Here is a 14435-nt window from a genome sequence, read left to right as displayed (position 1 = left end):
GTCAGAGCTTCTCGACGAGCGCTCCGATCAGCCTGGCGACCTCGTCGTCGGTGAGTTCCTCGGTCGCGTCGCCGACAGTCACCCCGGTCTGACTCAACCCCGGGATCCCCGTGGCTTCGAAGGCGTTGAACAGCCAGACCGATTCGGCGTCGACGAGCGCGCGGTGCGCTTCGGTGAGCTGTTCGGGCGTGCCGGGCAGGAAGACCCGGAACGCGTTGGTGTGCGGCGGATTCGGGGTGACCGAAACGCCGGGCACCTGGGCGATCGCGGCGGCCAGGCCGCGGGCGCGCGTCCGGTAACCCTCGACCTTCGGCAGCCGGGTGCGCAAGCCCTCGCGTGCGGCGAGCACGTACGGGAACACCGTGAAGACGTTGCCGCCATGCCGGGACGTCCACGGCACGGTTTCGTCGATGATGTCCTCGTCGCCCGCGATCACACAGCCGGCGAGCCCGCCGATCGTCTTGTAGAACGACACGTACACCGAATCGGCGAGCGCGGCGACCTCGGCCAGCGACTTGCCGTAGTACGGCGCGCTCTCCCACAGGCGGGCACCGTCGAAATGCAGCGGGACGCGGTTCTCACGGCACCAGCGCGAGATCGCGGTCAGCTCGTCCCAGCTCGGCAGCTGATGCCCGCCCATGCTGACCGGCAGTTCGACGGTGACGACACCGAGCGGCTGGCCGACCTTGCGCAGATCGTCGACGGTGAACGGGCCGGGACCGCCGAGCGTGACACCGTCCAGTCCGTGCAGCCGCCGGTAGCCGTCGTCCTCGTCGCGTTCGATGTGGCTGAGCGCGTGGAGCGCGACGGTCCGGCGATTGGATCGTTCGGCCCACACACGCAGCAGAGCCTGCTGAGCCATCACGCCTTTGACGACAAAGCGACCTTTCGGCTTGCGAGCAGCCGCGCCACATCGGTTTCGAGCTGCTGCAGCGCGGGGCCCTCGTTGTACAGGTCGGGCGCGTTGTCCGCGCCGGGCGCCTCGGCGAGCTGCGCCAGCCACTCGCGACTGGTCAGGCGCCGGTGGCCGGAGAGGAAGCGTTCCGCACCGGCGAACCGGTCCTGCCAGATGTTCATGCCAGTCACTCTAGGGAACAGTCGTGAGTGCTGCCGACGGTTGGAACCGTCGGCAGCACTCACGACCCCAAGCGCCCGCTTAGCCCGCGTACTGCGCGAAGATGCGGGTGAAGTCCCAGTTCTGCTGGGCGACACCCGAGCAGGTGTCGTTGTTCGGATAGCCGCCGGGACACGGGCGGTCCCGGTTGGTCGACCAGAAGGTCAGCCGTGCCAGGTGATGCGCGTTGGCGTAGTTCAGGATCGTGCGGAAGTCGTTGAGCGTCACCGTCTCGTTGACGTCGGTGATGCCGTTCATCGACGAGATCCCCATCCGCCGGTACGCCTGGTCGTCGCTGTACCCGTAGGCGTTCTTGACCGCGTTCTTGAGCCCTTCCGCGGCTTGAACGGTCAGGTTGCCCATGTTCTGGCCCGCGCCGCCGAAGTCGAACGGCATGATCGTCCAGCCGTCCAAGGTCAGCCCGGAGGCCGCCGCCCGGTTGATCAGGCTGGTGTCCGGCCCGCTCTGCCCGGTGCCGATCGTGAAGTACAGCTTGATGCCGGGGTTGTTGGCGCGAACGGTCTTCAGCGCGTCGATCGTGCGCTGCTGCACGGCCGGGTTCGAGTACGCGTCGGCCTCGAGGTCGAGGTCGATCGCCTTGAAGCCCAGCCCGTTGATGACCTTTTGGTACGCGGCGGCCAGCTCACCCGCGCTGCCGCACGACGACTCCAGCTTGTTGCCGCTGTAGCCGCCGAACGACGGGATGACGTCGCCGCCCGCGCCGCGGATCTGGTTGATCGTGTTCTGGTCGACGCCGCCGGTGAGCGCGCGGCCGCCGTCCCACTGCGGGTTGCAGTAGCCGTTGGACAGGATGAAGGCGAGCGTGAACCACTTGACGCCGGTGGCCTGCATGATCGTGGTCGGGCTCGGCGGGTTGCCCCAGCCGTTGTAGAGATACGGCGCGACGGCCATCGCGCCGGGGCCCGGTGGCACGGTGGTGCCGGTCGGCAGGCTCCACTGCTGGTTGGCGCCCGCGCCACAAGTCCAGATCTGCAGCCGCGTCCCGTTGGCCGAATTGTTCCCGGAGACGTCCAAACACTTACCGGAGCCCGTGTTCACGAGCTGTTTGGACGCGTTCGCGGTCCATTTCTGCGCGCCTGTCCCGTTGCAGTCGTACAACTGGATCTGCGCGCCGTTCGCGGTCGACGCGGCGGTCACGTCGAGACATTTGCCGAGCGCCTGCAACGAGCCGTCGGCGTTGGTCGTCCACGACTGTGCGCCGGTGCCGTTGCAGTCGTAGAGCTGGACCGCGGTGCCGTTGGCGCTGTTGGCGCCCGCGATGTCGGCGCACTTGCCAGCCAGGCCCGTGATCGGGCCGGTCGCGGCTTCCGCCGGTGCGGCGAGTAGTGCGGTGAGGATGGCCGCGCCGCCCAGCAGCGCGAAAACCTTACGCATGGTGACTCCTTCAGGCTGGGAGGTTCCACTGCTGGTTGGCGCCAGCGCCGCAGGTCCAGATCTGCAGGCGGGTGCCGTTGGCCGAGTTGTTGCCGGTGACGTCCAGGCATTTGCCCGAGCCGACGCCGACCAGCTGTTTCGACCCGTTGGCGGTCCATCGCTGATTACCGCCGCCCGCGCAGTCCCATAGCTGTAGCTGTGCACCGTCCGTTGTGGACTGACCGGTCACGTCGAGGCACTTGCCCAGCGCGCGGATGGTGCCGTCGGTGCCGACGGTCCACTGCTGCGCGCCGCTGCCGTTGCAGTCGTAGAGCTGCACGGCGGTGCCGTTGGCGGGATTGGCGCCCGCGACGTCGGCGCACTTGCCCGCGAGCCCGGTGATCGGCCCGGTCCTGCCGCCGCCGTTGCCCTGGGTGCCGTTCCAGGTGAACGTCGCCGAGGTCTTGCCGGGCAGGTTGTACGTGAACGACTGGTTGCCCCAGTTGACCCGCACGTTCTGCGCGCCGGCGCCCGGGTTGTACGCGATCAGCGCCTTCGACCCGTCGGGGTTCTTCCACGCCACGTTGCGCACGGCCGTGTCGTTCGACTCGATCCGGTACGCGCCCGGCTTCACGAACTTCGTCAGGTGCCCCATCGTGTAGTACTCGACGGTGTAGTCGACCTGCCCGTGCCGGGAGTCTCCGTTGTGGACGGTGACGAACCCGGTGCAGACGTCGCAGCCGCCGTTGTGCGGCTTCATGTCCTGGTCGAGCGCGAGGCTCCACTTGACGACGCTGCGGCTCCAGTTGCGCGTGTAGTCGACGATGTTGAGCATGTCCTCGGCGTGCTGGTTCGACACCCAGGTGCCGCCGGAGTGCTCGGTGCTGTACGCGTTCATCGACGGATACTGGTTGTGCACCAGTGTCTGCTGGTTGACGTCACCGCCGTAGCCGTGCCACGCCATCCCGCCGAAGTTCGGGTCGTTGCGGATCGACGCGTCGTTGACCGTCTGCGCGGCGTACTCGTCGTACTTGTCCCAGTTCCAGTCCAGCGCGAGCACCTTCGTGGACAGCCCGGCGCCCCGCAGCGACGGCAGCAGGTTCGACTTCGTGAAGGCCGCCAGGCCGGAGCCGTTCCAGTTCATCGACGGGTAGCTCGGGCAGCACGTCGGCTCGTTCTGGACGGACACGTAGTCGACCGGGATCCCTTGTGCCGCGTACGCCTGGATGTACTTCACGAAGTACTGCGCGTACGCCTGGTAGAACTCGGCCTTGAGCCAGCCCTGCTTGAAGTCGCCGTTGTCCTTCATCCACGGCGGCGCGCTCCACGGCGAGCCCATGATCTTCATCGCCGGGTTGAGCTGTTTGGCCTGTTTGGTCAGCGGCACGATGTCGGCGAGATCGTGCTGGATCGAGAACTTGCTCAGGCTCGGGTCCGTCTGGCCCGCAGGCAGGTCGTCGTAGGAATAGCTGAACCTGGCGAGGTCCGAAGACGCCATCGGGTTGCGGATGAAGCTCAGCCCGATGCCGGCGTTCGGGTCGAACAGCTTGCGCATGACGTCGTCGCGGGTCGCTTGGCTGAGCGCGCCGCTGGACTTCATGAGCCAGGCCGCGGTGTCCGTGAAGGACGCGCCGCCGCCTTCGAACTGCTGGTATCTGGTGTTTTCGTTGACGTTGATCGTCTGCCCGCCGGAGCCGGTGCCCGGCGAGAAGTTGATCGCGGCCTGCTGCTGGAGACCGCGGGTGACGTGCACGCCGCGGCCGTCGTCGGTGGTGGTGAGCCAGATGTTCACGCTCTCGCCCGCGGCCTGCGCCGGGACGGTGAAGAGCGCGCCGGCGACCAGCGCCGAGGTGAGGAGTGGGAGAAGACGTTTCATGCCGAGGGGACCGTCCACTTCTGGTTGGCGCCCGATCCACAGGTCCAGATCTGCAGGCGGGTGCCGTTGGCCGAGGAGACACCGGTGGCGTCGAGACACTTGCCGGAGCCCGCGTTCACCAGCTGCTGCGACGAGTTGACGGTCCATTGCTGACCGCTTGAACCGTTGCAGGTGGTGATCTGCGCCTGGGTTCCGTTCGCGGTGCCGGGCACCGCGAGGCACTTGCCGAGTGCCTTCACCGCGCCGCCGCCGACCGTCCACTGTTGAGCGTTGGTGCCGTTGCAGTCGTAGAGCTGCACGGCGGTTCCGTTGGCGCTGTTGGCTCCCGCGACATCGACGCACTTGCCGCCGTAGCCGGTGATCTGGCCGGCGCCACCGGTCGGCGGGGTGCTTCCGCCGACGAACTGCGACGCGGCCTGCTCGCCGACCGAGATCGCGCGGCCGTGGTCCTCGATCGGGTTCACCCGTGAGCCGGGGAACACGATGTAGGTCACCGGGCCTTCGGTGCCGCCGTTCTTCGGGTCGGGGTTGATGCCGAGGTTGACGGCCGTCGCGTACGAGGCCTCACCGGCGATGCCGGCCGGGCCGGTGTCGCCGACGACCGCGTACTCGACCTTGTTGTTGTAGATGACGGCCACCACGTCCCCGCCGTCGATGCCCTGCGAGCGGTAGTCCCAGGTGCCGGAAGGCTGTGGCAGCACCACATACGGCAGCTGCGCGGCGTTCAGCGGCTGGTCGGTGGAGGTGTGGAACGCGGTGTCGTTGTAGTAGCAGCAGTCGGTGTTCTCGTTGCACTGCGTGGTGCGGACACCGTCGCAGTCGATGTCCATGTCACCGGTGAAGTGGACCGCGCTGCCTGTCTTGCAGACCGGGATGGTGCCCGCGTTGCCCTCGTCGGTGGCGTACTTGCCGTTGGAGATCTGCTGGCACGAAGAGACTTTGGCGAGGAGCTGGGCCGCGGTCGGTCCTGCTTGGACGGACGCGGTGCTCGCGGTCTTCGCCAGCGACGCGCCCGGCACGTTCCACTTCTGGTTCGCGCCGCCGCCGCAGTCCCAGATCTGGAGCCTGGTCCCGTTGGCGGAGTTGTTGCCGCTCACGTCGAGGCATCGCCCGGAACCGGAGTTCACCAGCTGTTTGGCGGCGTTCGCCGTCCACTGCTGCGCGCCGGAACCGTTGCAGTCGTAGAGCTGGACCGGGGTGCCGTTGGCCGTACCCGCCGCGGTCACGTCGAGGCATTTGCCGAGCGCTTTCACCGCGCCGCCGCCGACCGTCCACTGTTGAGCGCCGGTGCCGTTGCAGTCGTAGAGCTGCACGGCGGTCCCGTTGGCGGGGTTGGCTCCCGCGACGTCCACGCACTTGCCGGCGAGCCCGGTGATCGGGCCGGTGTTGCCGGAGCCGGTGTTGCTGGTGGTGACGTGCACGTAGTCCACGACCAGCTGCTGCGGGAAGACGGTGCTGCCATTGGGATCGCCGGGCCAGTACCCGCCGACGGCCAGGTTCAGGATGATGTAGAAGGGGTGGTCGAAGACCCAGCGGTTACCGTTCAAGTCGGCCGGGGTGCGGGTCTGGTAGACGTTGCCGTCCACGGACCAGGTGATCTTGTTGGGCGCCCAGTCGATCGCGAAAGTGTGGAAACCGTCTGAGAAGTTGGGGCCGCTGTAGCCGGCGCCGATGCCGCCGCTGCCCGAGTAACCGGGGCCGTGCAGCGTGCCGTGCACGGTGTTCGGCTCGAACCCGACGTTCTCCATGATGTCGATCTCGCCGCTGTTGGGCCAGCCGACGCTGCCGATGTCGTTGCCCAGCATCCAGAACGCGGGCCACATGCCCTGGCCGCGCGGGAGTTTCATCCGCGCTTCGTAGCGGCCGTAGGTCTGGGTGAACTTGCTCGCCGTCGAAAGCCGCGCGGAGGTGTACTCGCAGCGGCCGTACCAGCAGTTGTAGTTGCCGGGGTTCTCTTTCTTGGCGGTGATCACCAGGTTGCCCTGGCCGTCGAGCTTCGCGTTGTTCGTGCCCGAGGTGTACCACTGGCGTTCGTGGTTGTTCACGTTGTCGCCGGTCTCGAACTGCCATTTCGAGCCGTCGATCCCGCTGTTCGCCGGACCGTTGAAGTCGTCGGTGAAGGTGGCGGCCTCGATGGCGGCGGGCCCCGCTGACGCTGCTGTGGTGATCGTCGTGGTGATCGTGGGGACGAGGAGAGCGGCAGTCGCCAGGAGTAGGCCGAACCGCCCGAGTCGGGTTGACATCATTGTCACCTCTCGTTTGTTGCGCGTGGCAACAAACGAGTATCCATGGTCCATACCATGGAGACAACTACTAACTTTAAGTCACGAATAAAGGCGGGGGCTTAGGCTACGGCGCTCCCGTGCGCGCCCGTTCGGGTGTCCGCGCCCTGCTCCAGCAAGGCGGCGACGGGCAGCGTGGCGGCTCCTATCGCCACCGCGTCCGGCCCGAGTTGACCGAGTTCGATCGAGGTCTGGCTGAACGGGTGATCCAGCGAGTGCCGCTTCGCCGACTCGGTGATTTCGGTCAGTGAGGCCTCGCCAACGGTCAGCCCGGCCCAGCCGCCGAGCACGATCCGCTCGGGGTTGAAGAGGTTGATCAGGTTCGCGATGCCCGCGCCGAGATAGCCCGCGGTCTCTTCCAGAACGCGTGCGGCGGACTTGGACTTCGCCGCCGCGGCGACAAGGCTTTCGAGCTGCGCCGGCTCGTCCGCGCCGGGAACGGTCCGGCCGCCACGCGCCTTGCGGTAGCGCTCGAGGATTCCGGCGGCGCCGACGTACGCCTCGAGGCAGCCGTGCGAACCGCAGCGGCAGAGCTGCCCGCCGTACGCGATGGTCGTGTGGCCCCATTCGCCGGCGCTGCTCGTGGAACCGCGGTAGGTGTTGCCGTCGGTGATCACCGCGGCGCCGACGCCGGAGCCGATGAGCAGTATCACCGCGTGCCGCGCGCCGCGGCCCGCGCCGAACCACATCTCGGCCTGGCCCTGCGTCTTCGCGCCGTTGTCGATGTACAGCGGGAGATCGATGCCCTCGGCGCGCAGCAGGTCTTCGAGCGCGACGTGGTTCCAGCCGACGGTCGGCGCGTGCACCAGCACCTCGTCACCGTGCTCGACCGTGCCCGGCACGCCGATGCCGACGCCGAGCAGGCTCGACTCGTCGACGCCCGCCTGGCCGAGCACCTCACGCAGTCCCGAACCGACCTGCGCGACGACCGCCGACGGCGACGGGCGCGACGACGGCAACGCGTGGTCGACCGTCGCGAGCCGGTTCATCGCCAGGTCGAACAGCTCGACCTTGACCCCGGTCTCGCCGATGTCGATGCCGGCCACATGCCCGTACTCCGGATCGACGCGCAGCAGCACGCGCGGGCGCCCGCCGTCCGATTCGACCAGCCCCGCCTCGACGATGAGCTGCTCTTCGGCGAGCTCGCCGGTGACGTTGCTGACGGTGGCGGCGCTCAGCCCGGTCAGCTGGCTGAGTTCGTGACGGCTCAGCGGACCGTCGAAGTACAGCTTCGACAGCAGCAGGGACCGGTTGTGTCGCCGGAGGTCCCGGACTGTGGTGCGCTTCGCTGCCATGAGCTCCCCATCTCGGCTTCGGGCATATATGAGACAGCATGCCTGATCGCTTAATTCGTGGCCATGAATTAACTAGTGAATTAAGACTGATTCCTCAGCCGATCCGGTTACTGTCTGGCACAATCCACGATGTGACTCGCGCGGTGCAACAGACAACGCGGGACCTCCGCCGCCACAACCGGGCCGCGCTGCTGTCGTACCTGTACTTGCACGGGCCTGGCAGCAGGCTGGAACTGATGCGCGCGTCGGGGCTCAGTTCCGCCACGGTAAGCAATGTCGTGTCCGATCTCGTCGCGGACGGGCTGGTCGCCGAGGCCGGTTCGATCGACTCCGACGGTGGCCGTCCCCGCACATTGTTGCGGGTCCGGCCCGGGTTCGGCCACGTGGTCGGGGTGGACATCGGGGAAACGCATCTGCAGGCGGGGCTGTTCGACTTCGCGCTGTCGACGGTCGCCACCGCCACGTACCCCATCGCCGACGCCAAGCTCGACCCGGAAAAACTCGCGGCGCTGGCCATTTCGGGCATCGCCGACGTGATCACGCAGGTGCCGGGCCCGGTGCTCGGCGTCGGGATCGGCGTGCCGGGCGTGGTCAAACCCGGTGGTCTCGTGCACGCGCCGACCCTGGGCTGGTCCGGCGTGCCGTTCACCTCGATGGTCCGCGCGGGCGTCGAGGGGCCGCTGTTCGTCGACAACTGCGCCCGCACACTCGGCCAGGCCGAGATGTGGCGCGGCGCGGGCCGCGGCGCCGACCGGGCGATCATCGCGCTGCTCGGCGTCGGCATCGGCGCGGCCATGACGACGGACTCCCGCCGCGGCGTCACCAGCACGACCAGCGAATGGGGCCACACGGTCATCCAGGTCGGCGGCGCCTCGTGCCGCTGCGGCTCGCGCGGCTGCCTGGAGGCCTACGTCGGCGCCGAAGCCATCCTGCGTGGCTACCGAGCGTTACCCGGGGCCACGCGTCTGCGAGCCTCGGACACAGAATCCCGTTTGGTCGAACTGGTCGCCCGCGCCGCCGAACCCGGCCCGGCCGCGACCGTCTTGGACACGACGGCGGAGTATCTGGGCATCGGGATCTCCAACCTGGTCAACCTCCTGGCCCCCGATCGGGTGGTCCTCTCCGGCTGGGCGGGCGAGACGCTCGGCCCGGCGATCCTCCCGGCCGTCCGCGACGCGGTCCGCCGCCACGCGCTCGACTACATGTACGGCCAGACCGAGATCGAACTCGGGCAGCTCGGCCAGGAGGCCGTCGCGATGGGCGCGGCCACCCTGCCCATCGGCGAGCTCCTGTCGACCGGCGGCCACCCCCTCACCTGACCGGTCAAAAAATCCAATGCGGCTTTCGTCAGGTTTTGACCCACCAATGTGGCATCCGTCAGACCGAAGCTGACGAATGCCACATTGGGATTTTTTGACCGTTGCGTGAGTGTGGGCTTGTGACTTAGCTTAAGTCGTGGACAAAGTCAGCGGGCTTTATGTCGGCGGTGAGTTCAGGCCATCGAGGTCCGGCCGGACCGGGGTGGTCGAGGAGAAAGCGACGGCGAAGCGCATCGGGGAATTCGCGCTGGGAGACGGCGCGGACGTCGACGATGCGGTCGACGCCGCACGGGCCGCTCAGCCGGGTTGGGCCGCACTCGGGGCGCCCGAACGCGCCGAATACCTGCGTAAGTTCGCCGCATACCTGACCGGAAACTACGAGGCGCTCGTCGAGCAGAGCATGCGCGAGACCGGCGGGGTGCGGAGCAAGGCCGAGGACGAGGTCGGCACCAGCATCCGCCAGCTGGAGATCTCGGTCGTCCAGGCGACCGGCACCGCGGGCGACCTGCTCCAGCCGTACAAGGCGGGCAAACTGTCGATGTCCCGCACGGTCCCGCTCGGCGTCGTCGGGCTGATCACACCATGGAACTACCCGATGAACCTGGCCATGCGAGCCGTCGCGCCCGCGCTGGCGTTCGGCAACACCGTGGTGCTCAAGCCCGCCGAACTCACGCCGACCATCGGCGGCCAGGTGCTCGCGCAAGCCGCGCACCACGCGGGGTTCCCGCCGGGCGTGTTCAACGTCGTCACCGGCGGGCCCGAAGCAGGCAAAGCCCTTGCCGCGCACCGAGGTCTCGACATGCTCGACTTCACCGGGTCCCGCGAAGTCGGTGAAACGATCCAGCCTCTCGGCCGCGACGTCCGGCTCGAACTCGGCGGCAGCAACGCGTTCGTCGTGCTGGACGACGCCGACCTCGATCTCGCCTCGGCCTGCGCGATGATCGCGTCGTTCGAGTTCCAGGGGCAGACCTGCATCAGCGCGAGCAGGCACATCGTCGTCCGCGAGGTCGCGGACGCCTACCTCGACGCCGTCACCCGGCGGGCCGAGGCGCTGACCGTCGGCGATCCGCTCGACGGTCCCGACCTCGGACCGCTGATCAGTGAGACGCAACGCGACCGTGTGCACCGGGAGATCGTCGAACCGTCACTCGCGCGCGGCGCCCGCCTCGTCACCGGCGGCAAGTACGAAGGCCTCTTCTACCGTCCGACCGTTCTCACCGGCGTGACACCCGAAATGCCCGCGTTCCGCGAGGAGATCTTCGGCCCGGTCGTCCCGATCACCGTCGTGGACACCGAAGCCGAGGCCATCGCGCTGACCAACGGGCTGCCGATGCTGATGAACTCGGTCTTCACGCGTGACCTCATGCGGGGGATGAGCGTCGCCGAACAGCTGCACGCGGGCGAGGTGCACGTCAACGACGCGCACGCGCGCCACGGCGCCGAGAACCAGATGGCCGGGTTCACCAAACGGCAGTGGATCGGAGTGCAGCGCACCCCACTGACGCTGCCGGAGTGGGCGACGAGATGAGGACCGCGCTGATCGTCCGCGGCGGCTGGGAGGGGCACGCGCCGGTCGAGACGACCGAACTGTTCCGTCCCGGACTCGTCGCCGCGGGGTTCGACGTGGACATCGCGAATGACCTCGACGTCTATCTCGACGCCGAACGGCTCAAACGGACCGATGTGATCGTGCAGTGCTGGTCGCAGGGCGAACTCACGAAGGCGCAGGCGGCCGGGCTGACCGAAGCCGTGCACGCGGGCACGGGGTTCGCGGGCTGGCACGGCGGGATCGTCGGTACCTTCACCACGAACACCGACTATCTGCGGATGGTCGGCGGGCTCTTCCTGTTCCACCCGGAGGAGTTCCTCGAGTACGAGGTGACCATCGACGCGCCACACCCGATCGTGGCCGGACTGAGCGACTTCACGATCTGCACCGAGCAGTACTGGCTGCTCAGCGATTCGCTCAACGACGTCATCGCGCGCACGGCGGTCACCCCGGCCGCCGGCGGGCACGGCCCCGGACTGGTCAGCATGCCGGTGGTGTGGACACGGCGGTGGGGCGCGGGGCGGCTGTTCTTCTCCGCGATCGGCCACCGGGTGGCCGACCTCGAACACCCGACCGTGCGGGAGCTGACGCACCGCGGCCTCGTCTGGGCCGCACGGTGACATGATCATCTGAGGAGATGGTGGGATGAAGAGTCGACGCGGACTCATGGCGGTCGCCCTGTTGCTGCTCGCCGGGTGCTCCAGCCCGGCGCCCGGCAAGGTCGAGCTGGCCTACTGGGGCTGGGACCCCAACATGGACAAGGTCGTCGCCAAGTGGAACGAGTCCCATCCGGACATCCACGTCACCCTCACCAATCCCGCGGGCGGCGACCAGCTTGTCAGCAAGCTGATCACCGCGCACCAGGCGGGCAACGGCCCCGACATCGCGAAGGTCGAGTACCAGTCGCTGCCGTCGCTGGTGGCCAACGGCGTCGTCCGCGACATCACCGAGTTCACCAAGGACACGGTCAAGGCGTTCGACGACCCGACGCTCAAGCCGGTCCGCTTCGAGGACAAGGTCTACGGCGTGCCGCAGGACGTCGCGCCGCTCATGCTGTTCTACCGCGCCGACCTCTTCCAGGAGTACGGCCTCAGCGCGCCGAAGACCTGGGACGAGTACGCGGCGGCCGCGAAGACGGTCAAGGCCAAGGGCGCGACGATGACCAACTTCGACGCCGCCGACCCCGGCTGGTTCACCGGGCTCGCGCAGCAGGCCGGTGGCGACTGGTGGACGACCAGCGGCACCACCTGGAAGGTCGACATCAACGGCGCGCGGACCAAGAAGGTCGCGGCCTACTGGGAAGATCTCGTCAAGAACGGCCTGGTGGCGAAGAACCCGTCGTTCTCGCCGCAGTGGAACAAGGAGATGAACGACGGCACGCTCGTCACGTGGATCTCCGGCGCGTGGGCGCCGGCGCAGCTCGGCGGCATCGCGCCGAGCACGCAGGGCCGCTGGGCCGTCGCGCCGCTGCCCGCCTGGACCGAGGGCAACCGCGACACCGGGATCTGGGGCGGCTCGGCCACCACGGTGACCACCGATTCCCAGCACGCCAAGGAGGCCGCGGCGTTCGCGTCCTGGCTCAACACCGACGCCGCCGCGGTCACCGACCAGATCCAGCAGATCAACGTCTACCCGGCGTCGACCGCGGGCCGCTCGCTGCCGATCCTGCAGAAGCCACCGGCGTTCTTCCCCAACCAGGCGAACTTCTACGACATCGTGAAGCAGGTGGCGCCGGGCGCGCGTAGCTTCTCGATGTGGGGCCCCAACGTCACCGTGACCTTCAGCGGCTACACCAACTCGTTCGGCGCGGCGCTGCAGCAGGGCAGCCCGTTCGCGGCGGCGCTGGACTCGATGCAGGACGCGAGCGTCGCGGACATGAAGAAGCTCGGCTTCACGGTCGTCTGATGGCGCACCGGAAAACCCGCCTGCCGTACCTGCTGGTGCTGCCCGCGGTGCTGCTGTTCGCCGGGTTCGTGGTGGCGCCGGGCAGCTACGCGCTGGTGCTGAGTTTCCAGCAGCGCAAGGTGTCCGGCGGCCTGCTCGGCACCGGCAGCTCCACCGTGTTCGCCGGGATCGACAACTACAGCGCGGTCTTCGGCGACGCGGAGCTGTGGCACAGCGTGCTGCGGATGCTCGTGGTCGCGGCGATCTCGATCCCCGGCACGGTCGGGCTCGCGCTGCTGTTCGCGCTCATGCTGGACGTGCCGCGCACCCGGCTCGGCCGGTTCAGCAGGCTGGCGATCTTCCTGCCGTACGCGGTGCCCGGCGTGATCGCGACGCTCATGTGGGGCTTTCTGTACCTGCCCGCGACGAGCCCGTTCGGCGGCGACTTCTTTGGCACCACTTCGGTGTTCTTCTCGGTCGGCAACATCGTCGTGTGGGGCGCGGCCGGGTTCAACATGATCGTCATCTTCACCGCGTTGCGCGCGCTGCCGCCCGAGGTTTACGAAGCGGCCAAGCTCGACGGCTGCTCGGAGTTCCAGATCGCCTGGCGCATCAAGGTGCCGATGGTGCGGCCAGCGATCTGGATGTGCGCGCTGTTCTCGACACTGGCGGCGCTGCAACTGTTCAACGAGCCGAACACGCTGCGGCCGCTGTCCAACGCGATCTCGTCGACCTGGGTGCCGCTGATGAAGATCTACAACGACGCGTTCGTCGACTCCGACCTCTATCGCGCGGCGGCGACCTCGGTGCTGTTCACCGTGGTGGCGCTGGCCGTCTCGTTCCTCGCCGCCCGGCTGGTGCGGCGATGAAGCGGCGGACGGCCTGGCTGCCGACCATCGCGCTGGTGCTCGGCGCGCTGTACTGCGTGGTGCCGACCGTGTGGATCCTCGTCGCGGCGACGAAGTCCAAGTCCGAGCTGTTCTCGACCTCGACCTATCTGCCGTCGACAGGGCTTTTCGAGAACCTGAGCGATTTGTCGGCTTACAGCGGCGGCATCTTCTGGCAGTGGCTGCTGAACAGCTTCCTGTACGCGGCCGTCGGCGGGGTGCTGGCGTCGTTCGTCAGCGCCGCGGCGGGCTACGCGCTCGCGAAGTACGAGTTCCGTGGCCGCAAGCTTCTGTTCAACACCATCCTGGCCGGGGTGCTGCTGCCACAGATCGTGCTGGCCATCCCGCAGTACCTGCTGCTGTCGAAGATCGGCCTGACCGACAGTTATCTCGGTGTGCTGCTGCCGCAGTTGTTCAACCCGTACGGGATCTACCTGTGCCGTATCTACGCCGCGGCGTCGGTGCCGGACGCGCTGCTCGAAGCGGGCAGGCTGGACGGCGCGAGCGAGTTCACCCTGTTCCGCACGGTGGGCCTGCGGCTCATGGGACCCGGCCTGGTGACCGTGTTCCTGCTGCAGTTCATCGCCATCTGGAACAACTTCCTGCTGCCGTTCGTGCTGGTCACCAGCGAGGACAAGTTCCCGCTGACCGTCGGGCTCTACTCACTGCTGCGGCACGGCGCGGCGGAGGCTTCGCTGTACTCACTGGTGATCACCGGAACCCTGCTCTCGATCATCCCGGTCATCGCGCTTTTCCTTTCACTGCAACGCTACTGGAAGATCGACCTGGTGACCGGCGCGGTCCGTTAAGTTTCTTTATTGCTTAAAATTAGACAGAAAAAAGTTACCGTGCCGT

The 14435-nt window shown here is 67.8% G+C and carries 11 protein-coding genes; 6 read left to right on the top strand and 5 right to left on the bottom strand.

What is annotated here, in order from left to right; all coding sequences use genetic code 11:
• Position 1: 1 nt before the first annotated feature.
• From AB5J62_RS37745 to AB5J62_RS37725, 5 genes are all read right to left on the bottom strand, one after another.
• Complete coding sequence (locus tag AB5J62_RS37745) at positions 2-1003, bottom strand: low specificity L-threonine aldolase (protein WP_370944827.1); 1002 nt, start codon at positions 1001-1003, stop codon at positions 2-4.
• Between the two features lie 153 nt (positions 1004-1156).
• Positions 1157-2509, bottom strand: a complete 1353-nt coding sequence (locus tag AB5J62_RS37740) for a ricin-type beta-trefoil lectin domain protein (protein WP_370944826.1) — start codon at positions 2507-2509, stop codon at positions 1157-1159.
• Positions 2510-2519: 10 nt separating this feature from the next.
• A complete protein-coding gene (locus tag AB5J62_RS37735) occupies positions 2520-4364 on the bottom strand; it encodes an RICIN domain-containing protein (protein ID WP_370944825.1) in 1845 nt (614 codons plus the stop codon).
• Positions 4361-6607 (bottom strand): ricin-type beta-trefoil lectin domain protein, encoded by a 2247-nt coding sequence (locus AB5J62_RS37730; protein WP_370944824.1) that lies wholly within the window; start codon positions 6605-6607, stop codon positions 4361-4363. The genes AB5J62_RS37735 and AB5J62_RS37730 overlap by 4 nt, the downstream gene beginning before the upstream one ends.
• Before the next feature lie 101 nt (positions 6608-6708).
• Positions 6709-7941 (bottom strand): ROK family protein, encoded by a 1233-nt coding sequence (locus AB5J62_RS37725; protein WP_370944823.1) that lies wholly within the window; start codon positions 7939-7941, stop codon positions 6709-6711.
• Positions 7942-8072: 131 nt separating this feature from the next.
• On the opposite strand from AB5J62_RS37725, the gene AB5J62_RS37720 reads away from it, so the two are divergent.
• The 6 genes from AB5J62_RS37720 to AB5J62_RS37695 all read left to right on the top strand — a co-directional run bounded on the left by AB5J62_RS37720 (position 8073) and on the right by AB5J62_RS37695 (position 14389).
• The gene (locus AB5J62_RS37720; protein ID WP_370944822.1) at positions 8073-9260 is read left to right on the top strand and encodes an ROK family protein; all 1188 of its coding nucleotides are present in this window, start codon (positions 8073-8075) and stop codon (positions 9258-9260) included.
• 136 nt (positions 9261-9396) lie between these two features.
• The gene (locus AB5J62_RS37715; RefSeq protein ID WP_370944821.1) at positions 9397-10788 is read left to right on the top strand and encodes an aldehyde dehydrogenase family protein; all 1392 of its coding nucleotides are present in this window, start codon (positions 9397-9399) and stop codon (positions 10786-10788) included.
• Positions 10773-11429, top strand: a complete 657-nt coding sequence (locus tag AB5J62_RS37710; protein WP_370944820.1) for a ThuA domain-containing protein — start codon at positions 10773-10775, stop codon at positions 11427-11429. The genes AB5J62_RS37715 and AB5J62_RS37710 overlap by 16 nt, the downstream gene beginning before the upstream one ends.
• Before the next feature lie 25 nt (positions 11430-11454).
• Positions 11455-12714, top strand: a complete 1260-nt coding sequence (locus AB5J62_RS37705) for an ABC transporter substrate-binding protein (protein ID WP_370944819.1) — start codon at positions 11455-11457, stop codon at positions 12712-12714.
• Positions 12714-13562, top strand: a complete 849-nt coding sequence (locus AB5J62_RS37700; RefSeq protein ID WP_370944818.1) for a carbohydrate ABC transporter permease — start codon at positions 12714-12716, stop codon at positions 13560-13562. Before AB5J62_RS37705 ends, AB5J62_RS37700 begins: the two co-directional genes overlap by 1 nt.
• The gene (locus AB5J62_RS37695) at positions 13559-14389 is read left to right on the top strand and encodes a carbohydrate ABC transporter permease (RefSeq protein WP_370944817.1); all 831 of its coding nucleotides are present in this window, start codon (positions 13559-13561) and stop codon (positions 14387-14389) included. Before AB5J62_RS37700 ends, AB5J62_RS37695 begins: the two co-directional genes overlap by 4 nt.
• Positions 14390-14435: the final 46 nt, after the last annotated feature.

Source organism: Amycolatopsis sp. cg5 (assembly GCF_041346955.1).
Taxonomy (GTDB): domain Bacteria; phylum Actinomycetota; class Actinomycetes; order Mycobacteriales; family Pseudonocardiaceae; genus Amycolatopsis.
The sequence above is the reverse complement of the archived record's forward strand: the minus strand, read 5'-3'. Positions and strand labels throughout refer to the sequence as shown.